At 73.2% G+C, this 24,979-nt stretch carries 20 protein-coding genes and 1 pseudogene; 13 read left to right on the plus strand and 8 right to left on the minus strand.

Features of this window, described 5'->3' with window-relative positions; translation table 11 throughout:
- Positions 1-48: 48 nt before the first annotated feature.
- Both ACQP10_RS17570 and ACQP10_RS17575 read right to left on the minus strand, forming a co-directional pair.
- The gene (locus ACQP10_RS17570) at positions 49-513 is read right to left on the minus strand and encodes a cupin domain-containing protein (RefSeq protein ID WP_346021654.1); all 465 of its coding nucleotides are present in this window, start codon (positions 511-513) and stop codon (positions 49-51) included.
- Positions 514-743: 230 nt separating this feature from the next.
- Complete coding sequence (locus ACQP10_RS17575; RefSeq protein ID WP_346021653.1) at positions 744-1,667, minus strand: NADP-dependent oxidoreductase; 924 nt, start codon at positions 1,665-1,667, stop codon at positions 744-746.
- 557 nt (positions 1,668-2,224) lie between these two features.
- Here ACQP10_RS17575 and rox point away from each other — a divergent pair.
- Positions 2,225-3,649 carry a rifampin monooxygenase gene (gene rox, locus ACQP10_RS17580; RefSeq protein ID WP_433541912.1) on the plus strand — a complete coding sequence of 475 codons (1,425 nt, stop codon included), beginning with the start codon at positions 2,225-2,227 and terminating at the stop codon, positions 3,647-3,649.
- 87 nt (positions 3,650-3,736) lie between these two features.
- Here the strand turns inward: rox and ACQP10_RS17585 are convergent, their stop codons facing one another.
- On the minus strand, positions 3,737-4,282 hold the full coding sequence (locus ACQP10_RS17585; protein ID WP_346021652.1) for an NAD(P)-binding domain-containing protein: 546 nt from the start codon (positions 4,280-4,282) through the stop codon (positions 3,737-3,739).
- 265 nt (positions 4,283-4,547) lie between these two features.
- Here ACQP10_RS17585 and ACQP10_RS17590 point away from each other — a divergent pair, with 265 nt between their 5' ends.
- Entirely contained in the window at positions 4,548-5,183 is a 636-nt protein-coding gene (locus ACQP10_RS17590; protein ID WP_433541732.1) for a TetR/AcrR family transcriptional regulator, read from the plus strand.
- A 180-nt stretch (positions 5,184-5,363) separates the two neighbouring features.
- Here the strand turns inward: ACQP10_RS17590 and ACQP10_RS17595 are convergent, their stop codons facing one another.
- Complete coding sequence (locus ACQP10_RS17595) at positions 5,364-6,368, minus strand: threonine ammonia-lyase (RefSeq protein WP_346021650.1); 1,005 nt, start codon at positions 6,366-6,368, stop codon at positions 5,364-5,366.
- A 101-nt stretch (positions 6,369-6,469) separates the two neighbouring features.
- Between ACQP10_RS17595 and ACQP10_RS17600 the strand changes: the two genes are divergently transcribed.
- From ACQP10_RS17600 to ACQP10_RS17620, 5 genes are all read left to right on the plus strand, one after another.
- Positions 6,470-6,985 carry an Lrp/AsnC family transcriptional regulator gene (locus tag ACQP10_RS17600; RefSeq protein WP_346021649.1) on the plus strand — a complete coding sequence of 172 codons (516 nt, stop codon included), beginning with the start codon at positions 6,470-6,472 and terminating at the stop codon, positions 6,983-6,985.
- A gap of 389 nt (positions 6,986-7,374) precedes the next feature.
- Positions 7,375-8,433, plus strand: coding sequence for an iron-siderophore ABC transporter substrate-binding protein (locus ACQP10_RS17605; RefSeq protein ID WP_346021648.1), 1,059 nt, complete (start codon positions 7,375-7,377; stop codon positions 8,431-8,433).
- Between the two features lie 2 nt (positions 8,434-8,435).
- Entirely contained in the window at positions 8,436-9,476 is a 1,041-nt protein-coding gene (locus ACQP10_RS17610) for a FecCD family ABC transporter permease (RefSeq protein ID WP_433541733.1), read from the plus strand.
- 35 nt (positions 9,477-9,511) lie between these two features.
- A complete protein-coding gene (locus tag ACQP10_RS17615) occupies positions 9,512-10,510 on the plus strand; it encodes a FecCD family ABC transporter permease (RefSeq protein WP_390001811.1) in 999 nt (332 codons plus the stop codon).
- Positions 10,507-11,307 carry an ABC transporter ATP-binding protein gene (locus ACQP10_RS17620; protein WP_390001760.1) on the plus strand — a complete coding sequence of 267 codons (801 nt, stop codon included), beginning with the start codon at positions 10,507-10,509 and terminating at the stop codon, positions 11,305-11,307. Before ACQP10_RS17615 ends, ACQP10_RS17620 begins: the two co-directional genes overlap by 4 nt.
- 31 nt (positions 11,308-11,338) lie before the next feature.
- Here ACQP10_RS17620 and ACQP10_RS17625 read toward each other — a convergent pair whose 3' ends face one another.
- Complete coding sequence (locus ACQP10_RS17625; protein WP_390001762.1) at positions 11,339-12,358, minus strand: LLM class flavin-dependent oxidoreductase; 1,020 nt, start codon at positions 12,356-12,358, stop codon at positions 11,339-11,341.
- Between the two features lie 310 nt (positions 12,359-12,668).
- Here ACQP10_RS17625 and ACQP10_RS17630 point away from each other — a divergent pair, with 310 nt between their 5' ends.
- From ACQP10_RS17630 to ACQP10_RS17655, 6 genes and pseudogenes are all read left to right on the plus strand, one after another.
- Entirely contained in the window at positions 12,669-13,991 is a 1,323-nt protein-coding gene (locus tag ACQP10_RS17630) for a nucleotide disphospho-sugar-binding domain-containing protein (RefSeq protein ID WP_433541734.1), read from the plus strand.
- A 132-nt stretch (positions 13,992-14,123) separates the two neighbouring features.
- On the plus strand, positions 14,124-15,041 hold the full coding sequence (locus ACQP10_RS17635; protein ID WP_390001766.1) for an arylamine N-acetyltransferase family protein: 918 nt from the start codon (positions 14,124-14,126) through the stop codon (positions 15,039-15,041).
- A 601-nt stretch (positions 15,042-15,642) separates the two neighbouring features.
- Positions 15,643-17,571, plus strand: a pseudogene (locus ACQP10_RS17640) (AMP-binding protein); the annotation flags it as partial.
- A 509-nt stretch (positions 17,572-18,080) separates the two neighbouring features.
- Positions 18,081-19,178, plus strand: a complete 1,098-nt coding sequence (locus ACQP10_RS17645; RefSeq protein WP_433541735.1) for an SDR family NAD(P)-dependent oxidoreductase — start codon at positions 18,081-18,083, stop codon at positions 19,176-19,178.
- A gap of 191 nt (positions 19,179-19,369) precedes the next feature.
- Complete coding sequence (locus ACQP10_RS17650; protein WP_346021641.1) at positions 19,370-19,654, plus strand: hypothetical protein; 285 nt, start codon at positions 19,370-19,372, stop codon at positions 19,652-19,654.
- A 78-nt stretch (positions 19,655-19,732) separates the two neighbouring features.
- Positions 19,733-21,052 carry an NAD(P)/FAD-dependent oxidoreductase gene (locus tag ACQP10_RS17655; protein WP_433541736.1) on the plus strand — a complete coding sequence of 440 codons (1,320 nt, stop codon included), beginning with the start codon at positions 19,733-19,735 and terminating at the stop codon, positions 21,050-21,052.
- Positions 21,053-21,300: 248 nt separating this feature from the next.
- Here ACQP10_RS17655 and ACQP10_RS17660 read toward each other — a convergent pair whose 3' ends face one another.
- The 3 genes from ACQP10_RS17660 to ACQP10_RS17670 all read right to left on the minus strand — a co-directional run bounded on the left by ACQP10_RS17660 (position 21,301) and on the right by ACQP10_RS17670 (position 24,901).
- Complete coding sequence (locus ACQP10_RS17660) at positions 21,301-22,239, minus strand: NAD-dependent epimerase/dehydratase family protein (protein WP_433541737.1); 939 nt, start codon at positions 22,237-22,239, stop codon at positions 21,301-21,303.
- Between the two features lie 80 nt (positions 22,240-22,319).
- Entirely contained in the window at positions 22,320-23,438 is a 1,119-nt protein-coding gene (locus tag ACQP10_RS17665; RefSeq protein WP_433541913.1) for a Gfo/Idh/MocA family protein, read from the minus strand.
- A 5-nt stretch (positions 23,439-23,443) separates the two neighbouring features.
- Positions 23,444-24,901, minus strand: coding sequence for an NDP-hexose 2,3-dehydratase family protein (locus ACQP10_RS17670; RefSeq protein WP_433541738.1), 1,458 nt, complete (start codon positions 24,899-24,901; stop codon positions 23,444-23,446).
- Positions 24,902-24,979 lie beyond the last annotated feature (78 nt).

Below are 24,979 nucleotides of genomic sequence, written 5' to 3' on the forward strand. Positions count from 1 at the left end.
CGGGGGCCACGCTGGTCGGACTCGCGCCGCCGCGCCCGGCCGATGGCCCTACCTTGGCGGATCGTCGACCTTGAGCCTGTCCCCTGTGTCGGAGATGAAGACGACCAGCAGCTTCGCCGGTCGCGTCCGGCTGGTGTTCTCCGTGAGCAGATGGTGGGCGCCCGGCTGCTCGACCCAGTTCTGGCCCGGGCGATACGTGCGCACCGGTTCGCCACCGAGCCGGCTGCGCACGATGCCCTCGAGTACGTAGGCGTAGACGAAAGCCCTGCCGTGGCGATGCGGCGCCGCGCGCGCGGCGGGCGGGAAGTTCACGATCGCCGCGGTGAACGTCTTGCCCTTGACATCGGGAAGCGCCTGTTCCAGGAGAGGCGACAGCGTCTCGGACGGTGGCTGCGAAACCATGGCGGTCACCGGCGCCTGGCCGGTCGCGCGCTCTGCCGTGGGCGCGCACGCCACGGACGCGACCACCATGCCGGCGACCAGAAGGCCACCGGCGAACCGTACTCGGATCATGACCTCTCCCATCCTGCTCAGACCTTTCAGACGCGCCGGGTGGTCGCGAGACGTCCCGGATTCCGTCCCCACGCGGCCGCCGTGCTCGGGTTCCCGGTCAGGAGGAGTGATGATTACGCTGTCCAGGCATCCCGGAGGCTAACCATGAGCGAGTCCAAGCCTTGGTGATGGTCTGCTCAAACGCGGCCGAGCCGATACGACGCCGCCGGCACCTGAGCCGGGCCTGCCGGCTATTCGTCTTCCGTGACCCGGATGATCGTCCTGCCGGGGGTGCGCCGGGCGGGCGCGAACGCGGAGGGCGCCTCGGCGAGCGTCCGTACGGCCCCGACGATCGGGCGGAGCCGTCCGTCCCGGACCCGTCGTGCCAGGTCCGCGAGCCGGACACGATCGGACTCGACGACGAAGAACACCGCCCGCCCGTCCCGGGGCCGGACCGTGGGTGGCGAGGCGATGGTGACGAGCGTGCCGCCGGTGCGCACCAGCGCGGCCGAGCGGTCCAGGATGTCACCGCCGATCACGTCGAACACCACGTCGACCTGACCGGCGTCTTCAAGGGGATCGGACTGCAGGTCCAGGAAGGCGTCCACACCGAGGGCGAGTGCCGTGTCCCTGTCGCCGGCCCTGCCGGTACCGATCACCCGGGCTCCCGCCTCGCGTGCGAACTGCGCCGCGATGGAACCGACACCGCCCGCGACGCCGTGGATCAGGACGGTCTGGCCGGCGGCCAGGCGGCCGTGGTCGAACAGTCCCTGCCACGCGGTCAGTCCTGAGATCGGCAGAGCGGCGGCCACGGTGTGGCCGACATCGGCCGGCAGCGGCGCGAGGTCGCGGGCCTCCACCGCCACGTACTCGGCCAGCGAGCCGTTGCGGGTCCAGTCGGTCAGCCCGAACACCCGCTGGCCGACGGTCAGGCCGGTCGTTCCGTATCCCAGTTCGGCGACGACACCCGACACCTCGTGTCCGGGCACGCTGGGCGTCCGGTCGCGGCCGGCGCGGTCGGACCACGTTCCCGGCCAGTCGAGCTCTCCGGGGGTGAACCCCGCGGCATGCACCCGGACGATGACGTCGTTCTCGGCGGCGTGCGGGTACGGCTCTTCCGTCAGGGAAAGCCCGGCCAGACCGGCGGCGCGCTCTCGAACGGTGATGGCTCGCATGACGGGTCCTCGCTCGTGACGGAGACATCGAACAGGACGAACGTAAAGGCGTTCTCCTCCCGAACGTGTCCCGACACGGTGCAACTTGCCGATCCGTTCCCAAAAGGGCTGACCAGCACCGCCCCTCGCGCTATGGCAGCCGTGAGGAGCCTCCGCGGGAGGCCGGGCCGCGGCTGCTCGGGTTGGGGCGGCCCGCGCTGGCCGTGGACGGGACGCTGCCGTACGGGCCCGTCAGGAGCCGTGGTCACGCGGCCGGAAAAGGACTGGACGGGATGATGTGCCGGCTTGTAGCTTGCGGTTGACCGCGACACCGCCCGAGGAGGTGAGACCCATGAACGCTGTATCGCCGTGGGTGCTCCCCCTTCCCGTCACGGTCGGGCGATCGACGTAGGTGTCGCCGGGAGCGCCTCACCACAAGGCACTCCCGAAAGGCAACACCTATGCATTCTCAGTTCGCCGCCGAGCCGTCGTCGAACGATACGGCCGAGCGCGACCTCACCGTGGACGACGTCCCCGGACTCCGGTCGCCGGCCTCCGGCGCCGATCGCGCGCCCCTCGTGTTCGACGTGATCATTGCCGGGTGCGGGCCGACCGGCGCGATGCTGGCCGCCGAGCTGCGGCTGCACGACGTGCGGGTACTCGTTCTGGAGAAGGAAACCGAGCCCAAGTCGTTCGTCCGCATAGTCGGTCTGCATATTCGCAGTCTCGAGCTGATGGCGATGCGCGGACTGCTGGAGCGCATGCTCGAACACGGAAGACGGCGTCCGGCCGGCGGTTTCTTCGCCGCCATCCCCAAACCCGCGCCCAAGGGCCTGGATTCCGCGCACGCCTATCTGCTGGGCATCCCGCAGCCGGTCATCGAACGTCTGCTGGAAGAACATGCGATCGAACTGGGCGCGCAGGTCCGGCGCGGTTGCGTGGTCGCCGGTTTCGAGCAGGACGACGAGGGTGTGACCGTCGAACTGGCCGACGGGGAACGGCTGCGTTCGCGCTATCTCGTCGGCTGTGACGGCGGGCGCAGTACGGTGCGCAAACTGCTCGGTGTCGGCTTCCCCGGCGAGCCCTCACGGACCGAGACGCTGATGGGCGAGATGGAGGTGGGCGTGCCGCAGGAGGAGGTCGCGGCCAGTATGGCCGAGATCCGCGAGACTCATCAGCGATTCTGGCTCCGGCCCTTCGGCGGAGGGGTCTACAGCGTCGTGGTCCCCGCCGCGGGAGTCAGCGACCGCGCGGAACCGCCCACCCTCGAGGATTTCAAACAACGGCTGCGCGCCATCGCCGGAACCGATTTCGGCGTGCACTCCCCGCGCTGGTTGTCCCGCTTCGGGGACGCCACCCGGCTGGCCGAACGTTATCGGGTCGGGCGGGTGCTGCTGGCCGGCGATGCGGCACACATCCATCCACCAACCGGCGGGCAGGGCCTCAACCTGGGCGTTCAGGACGCGTTCAACCTCGGCTGGAAACTGGCCGCGCAGATCCGCGGCTGGGCGCCGGAAGCACTGCTGGACACCTACCAGGCCGAACGTCATCCGGTCGCCGAGGAGGTGCTGGACAACACCCGCGCCCAGACGGAACTGCTGTCCACCGAACCGGGCCCGAGGGCCGTGCGCAGGCTGCTCACCGAACTGATGGACCTCGACGAGGTGAACCGCCATCTGATCGAGAAGATCACCGCGATCGGCATCCGCTACGACTTCGGCGAAGGCCCCGATCTGCTCGGCCGCCGCCTGCGCGACATCGACGTGGAACAGGGCCACCTCTACGGTCTGCTGCATCGCGGCCGCGGCCTGCTGCTGGACCGCACCGAACGCCTGACCGTCGGCGGCTGGTCAGACCGGGTCGACTACCTCGCGGATCCCGCTGCGGTACTGGATGTTCCGTGCGTCCTGCTACGTCCCGACGGCCACGTCGCCTGGGTCGGCGACGATCAGCAGGACCTGGACGGCCATCTCTCCCGCTGGTTCGGCGAGCCCGCCTGTTGATCCCACCTGATTTCGCCTGAGCGACCGAAAACGAACACGAACGCGTCTGTCTCGGGTCGAGATCACGGCGTGGACCGGTTCGTGCGGTCATCCCGCATGTATCGGGGGTGAGGAGTCGTCGTTCAGTCGAACCCGAGGGTGGCCGCCCTGATTCCGGGGATGGACCCGTGGGTTCTCGTCCGCGACCGGGAGCGCCCCGCCCAGGTGCTCGAAGAGGGAGTCCACCACCGGGTGGGACGGGTACGTCACCGTGACGGAGCGGCGTTCGCGTACGGCGGGCAGGGGGATGGCCCGGACGATCGGGGCGTCGGTGGCCAGCGTCCTGCGCAGGTCGTCGCCGCCGGCGCCGGACATCACGTTGATCACGATCTTGTCGTCGGCCACCGTCAGGCCGGCGAGTGCTTCGTGCCTGTCCTGACGGCGTACGGCGATGATCACGATCTCGGAGTGGTCCACCACCGCCTGGTTGCCGGGACACACCCGCACGCCCTCGTAGCGCTCGGACAGCTCCGCGGCCCTGCGGGCTCCGCGAGGGGAGAGGAACACCTCGGGCGCGTCGTCTCCCCGGCCGCACAGGCCGTCCACGATGGCCCGGCCGATCTCGCCTACCCCGATGACGCCGATGCGCTTCACCGTTTCTTCCTCCATGGTGCGTGGTGGTCGTGATCCGTGTCGGAGACGCCGTTCGCCACGGGGTTCATCGGTCGATCATGCCGATGCCGTGATCGCCGTATCGGGCTCCCCGGGCGCCGGTGGCGGGGCCCGCCCGGGGGCTCCCCCTCGGACGGGAGGCGGTTGACGGTGCGGGTCATGGCTTCTCCCTTCTTAAACCTACGGCGTAGGTTTCGCCGACACAGTAGATTCTACGGTGTAGATTTGGCAAGGAGGAGGGGCAGACGTGACCAGACGCACACGGGGCACCTCGGCGGGGCTCGACCGCGCACGCATCGCGGCCGCCGCCGTCGCACTGGTCGACCGCGACGGCCTGGACCGCTTCGGGGTACGGCGGCTCGCCGACGAGCTCGGAGTCGACCCGATGTCGATCTACCATCACCTCAAGGGCAAGGCGGCGCTGCTGGACGCGATCTCCGAGGCCGTGATCGCCGAGATGGAGGCCGGCGCGGAGGAGGCGCCCCACGGCTGGGAACAGGTCGCCCGTCAGACGGCGCACAACTACCGACAGGTGGCCTACCGGCACCCTCGGGTGTTCCCACTGCTGGCCACCCGCCCGCAGAACTCGCCGGTGGCCCTGGCGGCCCTGGAACATCTGGTCGCCGCGATGCGCCAGGCCGGCCTGCCCGACCGGGTGGTCGCGGACGCGCCGATGGCGCTGTTCGGCTTTCTCAACGGCTATCTGCTGGCGGTCCTCAGCGGTGGCCCCGACGGGCCCGCGATCGACGCCACCGCATACCCGACGATGGCCGCCCTCGCGCCTCTCCAAGCCGACTTCGGGTCCGCAGCGGAGTTCGACCGATTGCTCGATGTCGTGCTGAGCGGGATCCGGGACCAGGCCGCACGGCAGGCGACCCGCTGAGACGCGCCCTGCCGCGAGTCTTCCCGGTGCACGCGACGACGCGCTCATCGGTCACGCGGGCCACCGGGTCATCGGCGCGGGAGCCGGGGACGGCCGCATGTGACCGTCTTTTTCGAACCGGTCACCGTCCCGTGTTCGACCGACGGGACGGGGCGGCCTCGGCGCGGTCGCCTCGGGCGGTCATCGGGCTGAGGTTCGCGTGTCCGGGGCGGGCCGTGCGAGCCGGGCCGCGAGTTCGCCGGCCTGTTCGGGACGTGGGTTGGCGCCGGTCAGCACCGTCGCCGGCCGATCGCCGGGGACCGCGCCCTCGGCGATCGCCGCCAGGCCCGCCGCCCCCGCCGGTTCCAGGACGATTCCGAGCGTGCGCGCCGCCAGTTCCATGGCGGCGGCGATGGCCTCGTCCGTCACCAGGACGATCTCGTCCACCAGCGCGCGGGCCCGTCGCACCGAGGTCTCCAGCGGGGTGCGCACCGCGATGCCGTCGGCGAAGGTGCGAGCGTGTTCGATGGAGACCGCGTGGCCAGCGCGCAGGCTTTCCAGCATCGAGGGGGCGCCTTCGGCGTTGACTCCCACGATCCGGGTGCCGGGTGCGTGCTCCTTCATCCAGCGCGCAACGCCGTTGATCAGCGCGCCGTCGCCGACCGGGAGCACGACGACGTCGAAGCCCGGACCGCCCGCGCCGCCTGGCGCGCCGCGGGTCAGCTCGACCCCGATCGTCCCGGCGCCCTCGGCGATCGCCGCCTGGAGACCGTCCTGCAGGTGGACGCGGTCAGGATGGCGCTCGGCGTGGGCGGCCGCGGCCTTCCGCGCCGACGCGCCGTCCGTCCCGGCCATGATGACCCGGGCGCCGAAGGTCTCCATCCTCTCCCGCTTGGCGGGGTTGACCGTCTCGGGCACGAACACCTCGACCGGCATCCCGCGGGCCCGTCCCGCGTAGGCGACGGCCTGCCCGAAGTTGCCCGAGCTGGCGCACACCACCGGCGTGCCGGGGGCGAGCGTGCTCAGCATCAGATCGGCGCCCCGGCCCTTGAAGCTGCGCACCGGGTTGGCCGTCTCCAGCTTCACCGTCACCGTGCGGCCGCCCAGCGCCCGGCACAGCTGCTCGTCGATGTACTGCGGAGTGTTGAGGAACACCGGATCGATCACCTGCATGGCCTTCTCGATCCGCACCACGTCCAGATCCATGCGCGTCGCCTTTCCTGGGGGCTTTCCGGACCCGGCCGACGCTAATCGAGCACCCGATCGAGGCGATTGAGGGTTTTCGCGCCGGCGCGCAATAATCTTGCGTGCCTGAACCGCCGCCGCCCCGCCTGGACGAGATCGACGTGCAGCTCCTGGACCTCCTCCAGCGCGACGCCGGACGCACCCTGCACGACCTCGGCGAATGGGTCGGGCTCTCACCGAGCGCCGTCCAGCGGCGGATCGCCCGCTACCGCAAGGACGGTCTCATCACCAGGCAGGTCGCCGTCCTCGACCCACACCGCTTCGGCCCCACCGTCCTGGCCACGGTCCTGGTGACCCTCGACCGGGAATCGTTCGAGCACCACCGCGCCTTCGCCGAACGGATGCGCTCCACCCCGCAGGTCCAGCAGTGCTACCAGGTCGCGGGACCGTGGGACTATGTGGTCGTCCTGGCCGCGCGGAGCATGCGCGAATGCAGCCGCCTCGGCAACCGCCTGTTCAAGGCGGACGACAACATCAGGCGCTACGAGACGCTGCTCGTGTTCGACACCGTCAAAACCGGCCTGGCCCTCCCGCTTCCCGCGCCACAGCCTCCTCGATCACAGGACGGGCGGTCATAGGCCGGGAGAGGGCCGGTCGTGCTCCTGCTCGCCCGCTGCGTGCTCGCCGAACGCGTCCACCGCGGCCGGTTCGTCGGCCTGGGCGCCGCGGCCGCCGCCGTCAGCCTCCTCGCCCTGGTCTGAGCGGGACCATGCGCCACGTCGAACCCGGCCCCGAGACGATCGCCGGCCCGCGGCGACAGCCGGGCGATGCCGAGGCGGCGTGACCACGTCCGGCCTTGGCCGGAGGGTGACTTGTCCCACTCGGAAGGGACTTGATCCGAAAGTATTGTAGGTTAGGCTTGCCTAAATGGTTCAAGGCTCAGGTTATGGCCTGTGCGGCACCGCAACCTGACGGTGGTGGTACGCCTGCGCGGTCTCCCAAGTGTGACGACGTACAAGGAACATCCATGCCGTTCAGGTTCACCCGCCGCCGCGCCTTCTCGGCCGTCGCCGCCACCGCCCTGCTGGTCATCACCGGCTGCGGCACGTCCGACCCCAAGCCCGCCGAGCCCGCGACGTCGGCGGACGCCTCCGCGGCGAGCGGCGGCGCGGCCGGCGCGTTCCCGGTGACGATCGACAGCGCCCTCGGCAAGGCGACGATCACCAAGCAGCCGGAGCGGATCGTCACGCTGGGCCAGGGCTCCGCGGAGACCGCGATCGCACTCGGCCACACGCCCGTCGGAATCGAGAGCTACGCGTGGGGCAGCGACAAGACCGGCTACCTGCCGTGGATCCACGAGGCGGTCACCAAGGCCGGCGGCACGCTGCCCAAGCAGTTCACCGGCGGCGAGGACATCGACATCGAGGCCATCGTCGAGCTCGAACCCGACGTGATCCTGGCCCCGTGGTCGGGCATCACCGCCGACCAGTTCAAGATCCTCTCCGACATCGCGCCCACCGTCGCCTATCCGGACCTGGCGTGGAGCACGAACTGGGACCAGCAGATCGAGATCATCTCCAAGGCGCTGGGCAAGCCCGAGCAGGCCGCGACGCTGATCGCCGAGGTCAAGAGGCAGCTCGCCGACGCCGCCGCGACCCGGCCGCAGTACAAGGACGTGACCTTCTCCTACATCTACACCACCGGCCCCGGCACCCTCGGCGTGTTCAAGCCTGAGGAGCAGCGGGTCAAGATGGTCTCCTCGCTCGGCCTGACCGTGGACCCGGTCGTCGACACGTTCAAGGAGACCGAGGGCACCGACTCCGCCGTGATCGGCCTGGAGAACGGGCAGAAACTGGCCAAGAGCGACCTGATCTTCACGTTCTACACCGACGCGAAGACCCGCAAGGAGATCGAGGCCCAGAAGCTGTACGCGAGCATCCCCGCGATCAAGCGCGGCTCGGTGGTGGCGAGCGACGACCAGCCGTTCGTCACCGCGTCCTCGATCATCAACCCGCTGACCGTGCCGTGGGTGATCGAGCGCTATCTGCCGCTCATCGACGAGGCGGTCGCGAAGCTCGACCGCTGACCGTGACCGTCACCGTCGTACGCACCGCGCCGGGAGACGCGGGCGCCCCCCGCGCCCGAGCCTCCCGGCTCGTGTGGTTCCTGATCGTCGCGCTGGCCGTGCTGGCACTGGTGATGCTGGCCAGCATCACCTTCGGCAGCCTGCCGACCTCCGTGGGCGACGCGGTGGACGTGCTGCGCGGCACCGCCGACGAGAGCACCACCGCGGTGGTGCAGAGCCGCTATCCGCGTACCGCGCTCGGCCTGCTGGCCGGGCTGGGCCTGGCCGTCGCGGGCACCATCATGCAGGGCGTCACCCGCAACCCGCTGGCCGACCCCGGCCTGCTCGGCATCACCGCCGGCGCCTCGGCCGGAGTCGTCAGCGCCACGGCCTTCCTGGGCGTGTCCGGCCAGTGGAACACCGTGTGGTGGGCGCTGCCCGGCGCGCTGCTGGCCGGCGTCCTCGTGCACGTCATCGGCTCGGCCGGCTCCGGCGCCGGGCTGGCCAGGCTCGTGCTGGCGGGCGCGGTCGTGACCGCGGTGCTGAGCGCGTACGTGCAGGCCGTGACCCTCGGCATGCCGAAGGTCTTCGACAGCTACCGCTACTGGGTGGTCGGCGCGCTCGGCGGACGGGACTTCGACGTGCTGCTGTCGGTGCTGCCGGCGGCAGGACTCGGCCTGCTCATGGCGCTGCTGCTGGCGCCCGCGCTCAACACGCTCGCGCTCGGCGACGAGACCGCCTCCGCGCTCGGCGCGAGCCCCGGCCTCACGCGGGCGTTCGGGCTGGTCGCGGCCACGCTGCTCAGCGCGGCGGCGACCGCGGCCGTCGGGCCCATCGCCTTCGTCGGCCTGGCCGTGCCGCACATCGTCAAGGCCGTCGTGGGCGCGGACGTCCGGGCCCAGATCGTCTTCTCGGCCATCCTGGGGCCGGCGTTGCTGCTGCTGGCCGACGTGGCGGGCCGGGTGGTGCTGCGCCCGCAGGAGCTGATGGTCGGGATCGTGACGGCGTTCATCGGCGCGCCCGCGCTGCTGGTCGCCGTGCGGAGAATGAGGAGCGGGACGTGAGCAGGCCCAAGGGGTTCCTCGTGCTGGGGCGGGCGATGGCCGTGCCCCTCTCGCGCGTCTCCGCCGTCACCGGTCTCGCCCTCCTCACGCTCGTGCTCGCCGCCTGCGCGGCCACGCTCTCGCTCGGCCGCCTCGGCATCCCGCTCGCCGACCTCCCCGGCGCCCTGACAGGCGGCGCGGGCGGCAAGGCCGCGTTCGTGCTGGAACGCCTGCGCGGCCCCCGCCTGGTCGTCGGCGTCGGCACCGGCGCGGCGCTCGGCCTGTCGGGAGCGCTGTTCCAGACCGTCACCCGCAACCCGCTGGGGAGCCCCGACGTGATCGGCCTGGCCGCCGGGGCGGGCGCGGGCGCGGCGGCCGTCGCGCTGCTGCTGCCCGGCGCGGTGCCGGTCCCGCTCGGCGCGCTGGCCGGCGCGGTGCTGGCCATCGCGCTGGTCTACCTCTCCACGGGCACCGGGTTCCGCAACCCCGGCCGTCTCATCGTGGCGGGCATCGGCGTCTCAGCGATGGCGGTGGCCTTCATCCAGTACGTCGTGTACGCCGTCGAGCGCGACAAGGCCACCGTGCTGACCGCGTACGTCAACGGCAGCCTGTCGGCCCGCTCCTGGGAGCACGCCGCCACCATCTGGATCGTCCTGCTGGTGACGGCCCCGTTCGCGGCGGCGATCGCCGGCCGACTGGGCCTGGCCGAGATGGGCGACGAGACGGCCGCCATGCTCGGCGCCGAGCCCGGCCGCACCAGGACGGCGGCCGTGGCGCTGTCGATCCTCCTGTCGGCGGGAGCCGTCGCGGTCGCCGGGCCGATCTCGTTCATCGCCCTGACCGCGCCGCAGATCGCCCGCCGGCTGACCCGCGGCACCGGCCCGCACCTGATGCTCTCGGCGCTGACGGGGGCGCTGCTGCTGGTGCTGGCCGACCTGGCCGCGCAGCAGCTCCCGCTGCCCGTCAGCCTGCCCGTCGGCATCTACACGCTGGGCCTCGGCGGCCTCTACCTCGGCTACCTGCTGATCCGCGAATGGAAGAAGGGCACGCTATGAGCACGACCGGCCTGGGAGTACGGGACGTGACTGTTTCCTACGGTGGCGACCCGGTCGTGCGCGACGTCAGCCTGGACATCCCGCAGGGCGAGCTGACCATGATCATCGGGCCGAACGGGTGCGGCAAGTCCACACTGATCAAGACGCTGGCCCGGATCATGAAGCCGGAACGGGGGCAGGTGCTGCTGCACGGCCGCGACATCTGGTCCTACCGGGGCAGGCAGGCCGCCCGGCACGTCGCCCTGCTGCCGCAGAACCCGGTCGCGCCGGACGGCATCACCGTGCGCGGCCTGGTACGGCGCGGCCGCTTCCCACACCACACACTGCTGCGCCAGTGGTCGCCGGACGACGACGCCGCGATCGGCTTCGCCCTGGAGCGAACCGGCCTGCACGACCTGGCCGAGGCGCAGGCCGGTGAGCTGTCCGGCGGCCAGCGCCAGCGCGCCTGGATCGCGATGGTTCTCGCCCAGCAGACCGACCTGCTGCTGCTGGACGAGCCCACGACCTTCCTCGACATCGCCCACCAGTACGACCTGCTGGAGCTCTGCCGCGAGCTGCACCGCGAGGGCAAGACGATCGTGGCCGTGCTGCACGACCTCAACCAGGCCGCCCGCTTCGCCTCGCACCTGATCGTGATGAAGGACGGCCGGGTGGTCACCCAGGGGCCGCCGTCGCAGGTGCTGACGCCCGACCTGGTCGCCGAGGCGTTCGGCCTGGCCTGCGACATCGTGGCCGACCCGCGTACGGCCACGCCCATGGTCATCCCGCACGCATCGCTCGCGCACGACGTCCACTGATCGGCGTCTCCCCGGGGCGTCGTCCGCCGGGTCATCCCCGCTGCAGCCGCAGCGCCTCCTCGGCCACCCGCAGGGTCTCCAGGTGGCCGTCCAGGGAGGTGGCCAGTGAGGTCAGCCCGAGCGTGGTCACCCCGGCCGCCGCGTACTCGGCCATCCGCGCCGAGATCCGCTTGGCGTCGCCGACCAGCGAGGTCCGGTCGATCAGCTCGAACGGCACCGCCCGAGCCGCCCCGGCCCGGTCCCCGGCGTGGCAGCGGTCGTGGATCTCCTCGGCCGCCGCGCCGAACCCCATCGAGGTCGCCAGCGCGAAGTAGGCGCTCCGCTCCCTGCTGCCCATGCCGATGAAGTTGGCGAAGTACGGCCGCAGCGGCTCGGCCGCCCTCTCCGGGTCGTCGCCCACGCCGATCGGGATCGACGGCATCACCTCGAAACCCTCAAGTCCCTCGCCGGCCCGCGCCCGCCCGGCGCGCACGTGCCCCAGCGACTCCGCCAGCCGCTCCGGCGGGCAGAACACCCCGATCCAGCCGTCGGCGATCTCCCCGGCCAGCTCCAGGCTGCGCCGTCCCACCCCGGCGAGGTAGATCGGGATGTCGGCGCGGACCGGGGCGGCCCGCAGGTGCGCGGCCTCCCGGGTGCCCGGCGGCGGGAGCCGGAAGTGCTCGCCGCTGTAGCGCACCGGGCCGCCGGTCAGCGCCAGCCGTACCACCTCGACGTACTCGCGGGCGCGGGCCAGCGGCGCGTCGAAGTCGACGCCGTACCAGCCGCGCGAGACGTCCGGGTTGGACACCCCGAGGCCCAGGCAGAACCGGCCGCCGGACAGCCCGTCCAGCGTCGCCGCGGCCAGCGCCGTCATCACCGGGGTGCGGGCCGGGATCTGCATCACCCCCGGCGCGAGGCGGATCCGCTCGGTGGACGCGGCGACCGCGCCCAGCACGCTGACCGCGTCGGACCGGAACCCCTCCGGCGCCAGCGCGTAGGCGAAGCCGAGCCGCTCGGCCTCCCGGGCCACCGGCACCGCGCCGTCGTAGTTGAGGAAAATCCCCAGTTCCATGAACCGCTCCCTTTTCTCGCGGATGTCCTGCGGACGTTCCGCGGACGCTCTCCGGGCGTTCTCGCCGGCCCGGACGTGGCCCGCCGGGGTCCGTCCCGACCTGTCCGCGCGGACACCGTCGCCGGGACGACGGCGGCGTCCGCGCGTTGCTCGCGCCACTGTGCGCCATGCCGCTCGAGGATCGCCCGAGCGATCGAGCGGCGCTTGAGGACGCCGCGAGTCCGGCCGCCCACGATGGCCCGGTCGCCACCCCGGGACGGGCCGCGGCGACCGGTCACCGATCCGCCGTCACACCGATACGGAGGCAGGCGTGCGAGTTCTCGCCGCGACCTGGGACATGCCCGGGCACTTCAATCCGCTGGTTCCGCTGTGCTGGGCGCTGCGCGCCGCCGGCCACGAGGTGGTCGTGGTCAGCAACCCCGGCCTCGTCCCGGCCATCGTCCAGGCGGGGCTGCCCGCCCTGCCGGCCGGCGACCCCGGTTTCGACTCCTACGCCGTGCTGCGCGAGCAGCTCGCCGCCCGGTCCTGGCGGCCGGTCCCGCCCGCCGACACCGCGGCCACCGGCACGGCGAACGCCCCCGCGAACCCCGCGGGTACGGCGGGCGGCCCGGCGGGCGCGGGCGGGACGGACGGCTCCGCGGCGGCGCGGCCGTCCGCCGGCGGAAGCACCGGCGGGGACGCCGGTGGAAGCGCCGACCACACCCGCCGCCGCCTGCACGGGTTCCGCGTCGCCACCCGCTCCGCGCTGGCCCAGGCCGACGACGTCGCCGCGTTCGCCCGCCACTGGCGCCCCGACCTGGTGCTGTTCGAGCCGGTGGCGTTCGTCGGCCCGCTCGTCGGCAAGCTGTGCGGTGTCCCGGCGGTGCGGGTGCTGTGGAGCGTCGACTTCACCGGGCCGATGGCCCGGTTCGAGGCCGACGTGGTCGGCGACCTGCTGGACCGCTTCGGCCTGGAGCGGCTCGACGTCAACGGCGACCTGACCCTCGACCCCTGCCCGCCGGAGCTGCAGTACGACCTGGACCTGCCGCGCAGGCGCTTCCGCTTCGTTCCCTACAACGGCGCCTCGGTACTGCCGTCCGACCTGGAGCCGCCCACCGGCCTGCCGCGGGTCTGCGTCACCTGGGGCACCTCGCAGGAACGGCTCGGCTTCGACCGGATGATGATCGCCCCCCGGGCCGTCGAGGCCCTGGCCGGTCTGAAGGCGGAGGTCGTGGTCGCGGTGACCGACGGGCAGCGGGCGGCTTTCGACCCGCTGCCGGACAACGTCCTGCGGATCGGCCGGATGCCGCTGGACACGCTGCTGCGCGACTGCGACCTGCTCGTCCAGCAGGGCGGCGCGGGCGGCACGATGACCGCGCTGGTCAACGGCGTGCCGCAGCTCGTCGTGCCGCACATGCCGGACGAGATCTTCCACGGCCGTCAGGTCGAGCGCGGCGGGGTGGGCCGCTGCCTGCCCGGCGCCGAGGCCACCGTCGAGGCCCTGCGCGAGCAGATCACCGCCGTGCTGGACGATCCCTCCTACCGCGACACGGCCCGCCGGCTGCGCGAGGACATGCTCGCCCTGCCCACCCCGGCGCAGCTGGTGCCCGAGCTGGAGGAACTGGCCCGCGCCGGCGTCCGGTCCGGCGCCTGACCCCAGGCCCGACGCCCCGGCCCCGGCCCCGGCCCCGAGCGTGGGGCCGGGACCGAGGCTCGGCACGGGGATCGAGCCGGGCTCCACCGCGGCTCGCGCCGGCCTCTAGCGGCCCTTCCTAGCCTCACAGGCGTGAGTGGCATCGACATCTCCGCATACCTCGCCCGGCTCGGCCTCCCCGCGGCACCGCCGTCGGCCGACGCGCTGGCCGCGCTGCACGCCGCGCACGTCGAACGGGTGCCGTTCGAGACGCTGGACCGGCCGCCGGGCATCGACCCGCGGCGGTCGCTGACCCGCATCGTCGGCCAGGGCCGCGGCGGGGTCTGCTACCACCTCAACGGGGCCTTCCACCTGCTGCTGCGCGAGCTGGGCTACCGGGTCGGCATGCACGCCGCCGGCGTGCAGAGCGGCTACAACCCCAACCCGGTCGGCGCCAACGGGACCCACAACGTGCTGACCGTCTCCGGCCTGCCCACGCCCGGCAACCCCGGCGGCCGGTGGATCCTGGACGTCGGCTCCGGCGAGGGCTTCCACCGGCCGCTGCCGCTGGCACCCGGCACCTACACCCAGGGCCCCTTCACCTATCGGGTCCGCCCCTCCGAGGCCACCCCCGGCGGCTGGCGCGTCGACTACGACCGGCTGGAGTCGTGCAGCGGCGTCGACTTCACCCTGGAGGAGGCCACCACCGAGCAGTTCGCCGCCACCTTCGACCGGCTCGCCGACCAGGAGATGTCGATCTTCTTCGTCTACGGCTGGGTCAAGCGGCACCACGCCACCGGGTTCGACGAGCTGATCGGCTGCCAGCTCAGCGCCGTGGGACCCGCGGGCCGTACCACCCGCACGCTCACCACCGCCGAGGACTACCTCGCCGCGCTGTCGCAGATCTTCGGGCTGACCCTGCCGCACCTGACCGACGAGGAGCGCCACGGCATCTGGGAGAGGTTCCACCGCATCTGGACCACCCGGGACTTCAGGAAGGACATGTTCCCGGCCGGGAACCGACGGCATCGACCGCAAGGAGACAGAAACCGTGAACTCTCGCCTCAATGACCTCGAACCGCTGCTGCTCGGTCTCGACGGCGTGCTCGACGGTGTCGTCCTGCGACGGACCTCGCCGGACCGGCCCGCCGAAGACGGCCCCGGCCGTCCTCTCGACGGAGGCGGCTCCGGCCCCACGACCGCCGGGACCGCCCCGGCGCTCACGGTGGCCTACCCGGTCGCCGCGCACGACGCCGATCTCGGGGAGCTGCGCGAAAGGATCGCCGAGGCCCTGGCCGGGCACGCGGCCGGTGCCGTGGCGACCGTACCGGTCCGGCGCGTCCCGCGTACCGGCGACGGCGAGCCGGACCTCGCGGCGCTGACCCGGATCCCGGTGCCGGCCGCCGAGGCGCTGGACGCCTTCGCCGCGCGGTGGGGCGTGCGCGCCGAACCGGTACCGGTCGGCGAGGAGGCGCCGCGGGTCGTCCTGGCCGACGACGACGCCCCCACCCGCTCCACCGGCACGGACGCGGCACCGGACACCCCGGACGGCGCGGACGGCGCGGCCCGGCCCTCCCTGGCCGAGGGGCCGCCGCTGGGGCGGCTCGCCGGCGACCCCGAGACCGTCACCCAGGCCATCGTCTCGGCCGCCGAACGCTTCCCCCACCTGGGCGTGCGGGCCGTCACCCGCGACGGCGACATCTTCGTCGGCTACCCCGAGCTGCTGCGGCGCGGCAGGAGGATCCTCGGCGGCATGCGCGAGCACGGCATGCGGCCCGGCTCCCCGGCCATCCTGCTGGTGCCGGGCCTCACCGACTACTTCCCGGCCGTGTGGGCGTGCGTGCTGGGCGGCGTCACCTGCGTGACCGTCACCGCGCCGCCCTCCTTCGACGACCGCCACCCGGTGCTCGACAAGCTGATGCACGCCTGGCGCGCCCTCGGCCGCCCGCCGATCATCACCGACGACGCCTCCGCCGACGGCGTGGCCGGCTTGGCCGCCCTCTACGGCGAACCCGAGCTGAACTGGCTGTCGGTCGCCGAGCTGGAGATCTCCCCCGAGAACGACGACGTCCACCCCGCCCGGCCGTCCGACGTGGCGATCATGGCCCTGTCGTCCGGTAGCACCGGCGCCTCCAAGGTCATCCCGGTGACGCACCGCGCCATCGTGGAGAACGCCCTGTCGGCCCGCCAGGTGGACCTGGTACGGCCCGGCGAGACCAGCTTCAACTGGCTGCCGTTCGACCACGTCGCGCCGCTGGTGATGTACCTGCTGCGCGACGTGGTCCTGGGCTGCGACGGCGTCCACGCCCCCACCGGCCACATCGCCGAGCAGCCGCTGCGCTGGCTGGACGTGCTGAGCCGGTACGGCGTGCACCACACCTGGTCGGCCAACTTCGCCTACCGGCTGGTCGCCGACGCCCTGCGCGACCTGCGCCGGGACGGCGGCGACCCGACCGGCAGGTGGGACCTGTCGTCGGTGCGCACCATGCTCAACGCCGGAGAGCAGTGCCTGCCCGCGGTGATGCGCGACTTCCTCGCCCAGGTCGCGCCGCTCGGCATCGACGAGCGCGCCGTCGTCCACATGTGGGGCATGGCCGAGACCGCCACCGGCGCCACCTGCAAGTTCTTCGCCGAACCGGCCAGTGTGCTGCGCGTCGCCAAGTCTTCGCTCAACGGCACGCTGCGCCTGGCCGGCCCCGGCGACGCCGCGGCCGACTGCCTGGAGTTCATGAGCATGGGCCCGGCCGCCCCCGGGGCGGACCTGCGCGTGGCCGACGACGAGGGCCGCGTGCTGCCCGAGGGGGTGATCGGCCGCTTCCAGGTCAGATCCGCCCGCGTCACCCCCGGCTACCTGGACGACCCGGCCGCCAACGCCGAGGCGTTCACCGCCGACGGCTGGTTCGACACCGGCGACCTGGCCTTCATGCTCGACGGCGAGGTCGTCATCAGCGGACGCGCCAAGGAGCTCATCGTCATCAACGGCGAGAAGTACTACTGCCACGAGATCGAGGACCTCGTCGGTGGCCTGGACGGGGTGGCCTCCGGGCTGGTGGCCGCCTGCGGCGTGCCCGACCCGGCCACCGGCAGCGAGGTGCTGGCCGTCTTCTTCGTCCCCCGCCCCGCCCCCGGCGAGGAGGCCGCGGGCCCCGGCGGCCGGCCGTCGGCCGCCGTCGTGGAGACCGTCGAACGGGTCCACCGGGCCGTCGCCGAGCGGATCCGGCTGACCGCCGCCCACGCGCTGCCCATCACCGAGGCGGAGTTCCCCCGCACCACCAGCGGGAAGATCCAGCGCGCCGCCCTGGTGCGGCGCATGGAGTCCGGCGACTTCGACGAGCCGATCCGCGCGATCGCCGCGGCCCGCGGCACCGCGGCCACCGTGCCGGACTGCCTGTCGCGGCCCGTCTGGCGCGCCGCCGAGCCCCGCCCGGTCGCCGCGCCGGTCACGGACGGCGTCACCGTGGTGTTCGCCGACGACCTCGGGCTGGCCGCCGCGCTGGAGCCGCCCGGCCCGGTCGTCGTCGTCCGCCCCGGCCCGCACTTCAGCACCCTGGACGACGGCGGCTACACCATCGACCCCGCCTCCGCCGTCGACTGGTACGCCCTGCGCGACGCCCTGCGGCTGCGCCGGACGCCGCCCGCGACCCTGCTGTACCTGTGGAGTTACCTGCCCGCGCCCGACCCGGCCGGTCCCCGCGAACGGGTCGAGGAGGCGCTGCGCCGCTGCGGCCGCGACCTGCTGACGGCCTGCCGGACCTTCCTGTCCGGCAGGCCGGGCGACCCGCGGCTGGTCACCGTCAGCCGCGGGCTGCGGCCGGTCACCGGCGAGGAGGACCTGTGCTACCCCGCCGCCCAGGCCGCGCTCCTCGGCGCGGTCGCCGGGCGGGAGAATCCCGCGAGCCGCGCCTGCCACGTCGACCTGGCCGGTGCCTCACCCGCCGAGGACGCCCGCGACCTGCTGGCGGCCCTGTCCGACCACGCCGCCGGGCAGGGCGAGGTGGCCTGGCGGCGTGGCCGGCCGTACACCGTGCAGCTGGAGCCGCTGACCGGCGCCGGCAACGGTGAAGGCGCCGGAGCCACCGGGACGGGCCGGGCCGCCGGGGGCGGGACGCGTTGCGCCGCGGCGGCCGCTACCTGGTCACCGGCGGCGCGGGCGGCGTCGGCGCCCCGCTGGTCGCCTCCCTCGCCGACCGCTACGGCGCCCGCTTCCTCCTCGTCGGACGGCGTGACCCGGAACGGGACGCCGCGCTGCGGACCGTCCTCTCCGGCCTGGCCGTCCCCGGCCGCGACGTGCGCTACCGCAGCGTGGACGTCCGCGACGCCGAGGCCCTGGAACGGGCCGCCGCCGAGGCCGAGGCCGCCTGGGGCGGACCGCTGGACGGCGTGCTGCACCTGGCCGGCGACTACCGCTTCCGGCCGATCGCCGAGGAGGACCCCGCCGACTGGGAGCCCATCCGGCAGCCCAAGGTCATCGGCCTGCTGAACCTCGCCGACCTGGTACGGCGCCGCCCCGGCGCCCGCCTGGTCACCTTCTCCTCGCTGCTGGGCCACCTCGCCTCGGCCGGCTGCGCCGCATACGGCGCGGGCAACGCCTTCGCCGACGCGTTCACCGAGCACCTCGTCGCCCGTGCCGGCGTCACCGCGCACAGCCTGGCCTGGGGCCTGTGGCGGGGACTCGGCGTCAACGAGGACAACCCCTACGAGGCGGCCGCCGTCCAGCGCGGCGTGCTGTCCCTGCCGGCCGACCAGGGCCACCTGCTCACCCGGGTCCTGCTGCGCCGGCCGCCCGGCGTCCTCTACGCCGGGCTCAACCCCCGCGCCGCGGAGATCCGCACCCGGATGAGCGGCACCGGCCCGCTGGAGCGCCTGTCGTGCCACTCCCCCGGTCTTCCGGGGGAACCGCTGGTCTACACCGACCCGTTCGGTGTCACGGCCGAGGTGGTCCGCGAGGAGAACGCGTCCCCGGCGGACGGGGACGGGTCCCTCACCCCGGTCGAGAGCGCCACCTGGGAGACCCTGCGGCAGACGATGACCGACTTCACGGGCCAGCCGGTGCAGCCCGGCGACCGGCTCTACGAGCTGGGCGTCAGCTCCATCCAGCTGTTGCAGCTGCGCGCCCGGCTGGAGGCGGCGCTGGGGGTGGACGTGCCCAACGCCGCCCTGTTCGAGCAGCCCACGCTGCTCGACCTGGCCTGCTCCCTCACCCGCTGACAGCCCGCGCCGGCTCCGTGCCGTACCGAACCGCCCGTCCCGGCCTCGCCGTACACCGGCCCCGTGCCCTGTCGAACCGGACCGCCTGCTCCGGCGCCGCGCCGTACACCGGTCCGTGCCAAACCGAACCGTATCGAACCGAATCGAACCGCCCGTCCCGGCTCCGCGCCGTACAGATCGGAGGGAAACCCGTGGGCCCCCTCACCCGCGAGATCCTGACCAGCTGGCTCTACACGTTCTGGGGCGCGCCCACCTGGCCCCTCGACGACCCCGGCGGCCCCGGCGACCTTGACAAGGTCCCCGCCGCCACCGTCACTCCCGCCCTGCCCGCCGTATCCGCCGGTCCCGCCCGTGGACGCCCCGCCTCCGGCCCGGTCCGCCTCGCGGCCGCCGACGGCGGCGACGTCCCGCTGTACCGATCCCCGAGCGGTCCTTCAGCGGCCGCGGGGATCCTTCCGGAAGACACGCGTCCATGACCGCTCCCGCTCCCGCGCCCGTCATCGAGTCCGTGATCGCGCCCGTGAATGCTCTCAGCCGCAACGAGGGGAAGTCCCATGTCTAGCCGACAGTTCGACGTCATCGTGATCGGCGGAGGCCCGGCCGGCAGCTCCGCCGCCGGCCTGCTCGCGAAGAAGGGCGTCAACGTCCTGCTGCTGGAACGCGAGAAGTTCCCCCGCTACCACATCGGCGAGTCCCTGATCACCGGATGCATCGAGGTGCTGGAGGAGCTCGGCGTCCGCGACCGCGTCGAGGCGCTCGGCTTCGTCAAAAAGTACGGCGGCAGCCTCGTCTGGGGCAAGGACGGGCGGTGGAACTTCTCGTTCGACCACGGCCAGCCCGAGTACCCCCACGCCTACAACGTCCGCCGCGCCGACTTCGACGCGCTGCTGCTGACCCGGGCCAGGGAGCTGGGCGCCGAGGTGGTCGAGGAGGCCGTCGTCAAGGAGCCCGTCATCGAGGACGGCCGCGTCACCGGCGTCCGCTACGCCGTGCGCGGCGGCGGCGAGCAGGAGGTCCGCGCCTCCTTCGTGCTGGACGCCTCCGGTCAGGGGCGTGCCCTGGGCCGCCATGTGTCCGAGGTCCAGTGGCACGACGACCTGCGCAATGTCGCGGTGTGGACCTACTACCAGAACGGCGAGAGCCTCACCGGCGACGAGGCCGGCAACATCTTCATCGAGCACGTCCCCGGCGGCTGGTTCTGGTACATCCCGCTCAACGACGGCACCCACAGCGTCGGCTTCGTCACCCCCGTGGACGAGGCCAAGGCGAGCGGGCTGGACCTGCCCGCGCTGTTCGCCGCCAAGATCGCCGAGTCGGTCCACGTCAAGCACCTGCTGGCCGAGGGCAGGCAGGTCAGCGCCTTCCGCAACGCCCGCGACTGGTCCTACACCTGCGAGCGGTTCACCGGTCCGGGCTGGATGCTCGTCGGCGACGCGGCGGGGTTCGTCGACCCGCTGTTCTCCACCGGTGTGACCCTGGCCATGATGGCCGCGCGGGCCGCCGCCGACGCCGTGCCGCACATCCTCGCCGACCCGGCCAGGGAGGAGGCCGTCCGTGAGCGGTACGAGAGCTCCTACCGGGAGTTCCTGGGGAACATCATCTCCTTCGTCCGCTTCTTCTACGACGCCGGGCTGGACCGGAAGGCCTACTACGAGTACGCCCAGGCGCTGGTGGATCCGAAGAAGCTGTTCTTCCCGCGCGAGGACTTCGTGACGCTGATCTCCGGCCTCAACCGGCTGCGCCCCATCTTCGACCTGTCCGGCGACCCGGCCCCGGCCGGCCCCTCCGGCACCGCCGGCTCCGGCTCCGAGGCCGGTCCGTCCGACGTCGTCCCGGACACCGTCCCCGACGAGCCGGTGCCCGCCCCCGCCTGACCTGCCCCGGTCGGGCCCGTCGTGGGCGTGCTGCGCGCACCCGCGACGGGCCCGATCTCTTTCCCGGCCGTTCCTCCGGTCCGCCAGGAGGTGCGTCCCGGCGCCCGCCATCGTCGCCCCGAGCCGAAAGGAACCCCGGACCGACAAGAACCCCAGACCGACAAGGACCCCGAGCTGAAAAGAACCCCTGACCGAGAAGGACCCCGGGGCGACGAGACGCCCCGGGGTCCTTCCGTTCTCCTTCCCGCTCAGCGTCGCGTGCCGTCGAGCAGGTCCTTCCAGAAGTCGTCGAGCGCGTCCCGCAGCGTCCGCCGGGCCGTCCAGCCCAGCACCCGCCGCGCCGTCGCCGGATCGACCTGGAGCCATTCGGCTATCGCCCCGGGCGAAACCTGCGCCGTCGAGGCGGGCTCACGCTCGACGATCTCGGCGCGGACCCCGCTGACCTCGATCAGGTCGCCCACCAGCCGCCTGATCGGCACGGCCCGGCCGGTCCCGATGTTGACGACCCGGCCGCTCGCGTCGGCGCCGGCCGCGGCCACGACGGCCTCGGCCAGGTCGCGCACGTCCAGGTAGTCGCGCACCGCCCGCAGCGGCGCCAGCTCCAGCGTCGCGGGCCGGCCCCGCCGTACGGCGTCCAGCAGCGCGTGGCCCACCTTGCCTAGCAGGCTGGAGGGGTGGGCCCCGGGGCCGACGGAGTTGGTCACCCGCAGCACCACCGCGTCGGCGTCCGAGTCGAGGACCGCGCGGGTGGCGGCGTACTTGGTGCGGCCGTAACCGCCGACCGGGTCGATCGGGGCGTCCTCGGTCAGCGGCGCGCCCTCGGGCAGCGGGCCGTACTCCAGGACGGTGCCGAGCTGCACCAGCCGTGGCCGCCGTACGGCGAGGCCCGCGGCGGCCAGCACCCGCTCGGTCACGGTGACGAAGGAGTGGCGCATCCGCTCCTCGCTCAGGCCCCAGTAGTCGCCGGCCGCGTTGACCACCGCGGTGGCGCGGTGCCGGTCGAGGGCCGCGGACAGGGCGCGCGGCGGGACGGCGGTGAGGTCGAGCGCGACGTCGGCCGCGGCGGTGCGGCCGACGGTGAGCGCCTCCCAACCGGCGGCGGTGAAGGCGGCGTGGACGTGCCGGCCCACGAAGCCGGTTCCCCCCAGGACGACGACTCGTTTCTCCGGGTCGTGGTGAGCGCGCACCGTGCCTCCTTTGCGGTCGGATGTCGGTCGAGTGCCGGTCAGGTGCGGTCGGATGTGGTCGAGTGCCGGTTAAGTGCCGGTCAGGCGGGGACCCGCCGGGCCGTCTCGCGGATGCGGTCGACCAGCCGCGCCTGGGCCAGCGACGCGGCGGCGTCGCCGTGGCGCTCCCCGGTGCGCACCGCCCGGGCGAAGCTCCGCAGCAGCGCGGCGAACTGGTCGTCGGCCCGCAGCGGCAGGTCACCGGTCCGGCCGTCGAGCCCGGTACGGCGGGCCACCGGCGTCAGGTCCGCGGGCGGGGTGAAGGCGCGGTCCAGCAGCAGCCCGCCCCGGCTGCCACGGATCTCGTAGGAGCAGCGGTAGGGCCGGTCGAAGCCGAACTCCACCTGCGCGGTCACCCCGCGCGGGGAGACCAGCAGGGCGGCGCCGCCCACGTCGACCTCGTCGCCGCAGCGCAGCACCGCCCCCAGCACCTCCAGGTCGCCGCCGAGCAGGTGCTGGGCGGCGCGCAGCGGGTAGACGCCGGTGTCCAGCAGCGCGCCGCCGCCGAGGCCGGCCCGGTAGCGGATGTCGCCGGGGTCGCGGGGCGGCACGGTGAAGGCGGCGGTGAACGCCAGCGGGGTGCCGAGGGCGCCGCCGTCCAGCAGCCGGCGCACCTCCTCGTGCTGGGCGTGGTGGACGAACATCATCGCCTCCATCAGCACCAGGCCCCGCTCGTCGGCCAGCCGCTGCAGGCGGGCGGTGTCGGCGGCGCAGGTGGTGAGCGGCTTCTCCGCCAGCACGTGCCGACCGGCCCGCAGCGCCCGCTCGGCCCAGGGGGCGTGCAGGGCGTTGGGCAGCGGCAGGTAGACGGCCTCGACGTCGTCGCGGAGCAGCGCGGTCTCGTAGTCGCCGGCGGCCTCCACACCGAACTCGGCGGCGAGCCGTCCGGTCTCGGCCGGGCGGCGGCCGGCCACCACGACCGGTTCCACCCCGGCGACCCGGGTCATGGCGGGCAGCATGCGGCGCCGGGCGATGTCGGCGGCGCCGAGCACCGCCATCCGCACGGGCCGGGACGCCATGTTCACGCCGCCCGCGGCGCTCAGACCCTCCACGGCGTTCACGCCGCCCGTGACGCTCATGCCGCCCGCGGTGCTCAGGCTCCCCGCGGCGTTCACGTCGGTCACGGCGTTCACGTCGCCCGCGGCGCTCATGCCGTCCATGGTTCTCACGCCAGCGACAGCAGACCGGCGAAGAGGCTGCGCGCCTGGATGCTGACGTAGTAGCTGTGCCGCAGCAGCGCGCTCATCTGCCGCGGGGTCATCCAGCAGAACTCCGGCGGCGTCTCCAGCGGGAAGCCCTCCCCGACATCGATGATCATGCTGCGGTTCTCGGCGTGGTAGAATCGGCCGCCCTCCTCCGACTGCACGGTGTCGTAGCGCAGCCGGGCGGGGTCGGGCCGCAGCGCCTCCTCGCGGTAGCGGGGGACGCGCTCGGGCGGCAGCCCGGCGTAGTTGCCCGGCTGGAGCTGGACGGTGGGGGCCAGCTCCACCACGTCGCGCGACCCGGCCTCGGCCCGGGCGTGGACCAGCAGGTGCGTCACGCCGCCGATCGGCCGGGTGAGGAACGCGCTGACGCCCCGCTCGACCGGCTGGACCAGCGGCTGGGTCCAGGCGGGCACCTCCCGGTTGCCGGCGTGCACCTCGGTGGCGATCACCCTGAAGTACCGGCCGCTCTCGTGGGCGATCTGGTGGTCGTCCCGGTGCCAGCCCTTGACGGTGTCGAGTCCGTCCTGCCGCTGGACCATCTCGTGGCGGGACTTGAGGTCGGTGAGCCAGTGCAGGATGTGGGCGTCGGTGTGCAGCGCCCACACCGACGGCGACAGCGACGCGCGCAGCGCCGCCCGATAGCGGTCAGGGTCGTCCCCTGTCCCGTCGCCGTCGCCGTCCGGAAGCCGCGGAATGCACGACAGGACCGTCCGCGCGTCCATGTTGATCACATTGTCCCGCTGGAGCAGCCGATGGATCTGCCCCAGCGTCAGCCAGCGGAAGTCGGGGTGCTCGGGCACCTCGCCGGTCGTCTCCACCACCATGTTGCGGTTGCGCTTGCGCAGGAACCACGACCCCTGCTCGGACTGCAGCACGTCGACGAGCACGGCGGCGCGGGAGCGGTCGGTGAAGAACTCCAGGTAGTCGATCGGCCGGCCGCCGTGCACGCCGGTGTAGTTGCTGCGGGTGGCCTGCACCGTGGGCGACAGCTGGATGGTGTTGACGTTGCCCGGCTCCATCTTGGCCTGCATGAGGAAGTGCGGGACGCCGTCGAACTCCTTGACCAGGAGACCGAGGATGCCGATCTCCGGCTGGTTGATGATCGGCTGGGACCAGTCGCCGCCGCCTTCGAAGTCGGTGCGCACGTGCAGGCCCTCGATGCTGAAGAACCGGCCGCTGTCGTGCGTCAGGTTGCCGGTGCCGGGCCGGAAACGCCAGCCGCGCAGCCCGGAGAACGGGATCGGGGTCACCGAGAAGCGGTTGGCCCGGTGCTGCTCGGCCAGCCACGTGTCGAGGTGGTCGTTGGAGGCGACCCAGCTGTCGGTCACGCGCGCCGACCGGGCGAACCGGCGGGCGAGGTCGGGGCCGCCGACCGCGGCGGGCTGGGCGGGGTGCCGGGTCAAGGTGGCGTTGCTCATGGACGTTCCCATCCTGACGGTGGCGAACAGGGCGACGCCCCAAGCGTCGGCGCACCCGGTCGAGAACCGCTCGCGGAT

The organism is Streptosporangium sandarakinum (assembly GCF_050942225.1).
GTDB classification, from domain to species: domain Bacteria; phylum Actinomycetota; class Actinomycetes; order Streptosporangiales; family Streptosporangiaceae; genus Streptosporangium; species Streptosporangium nondiastaticum.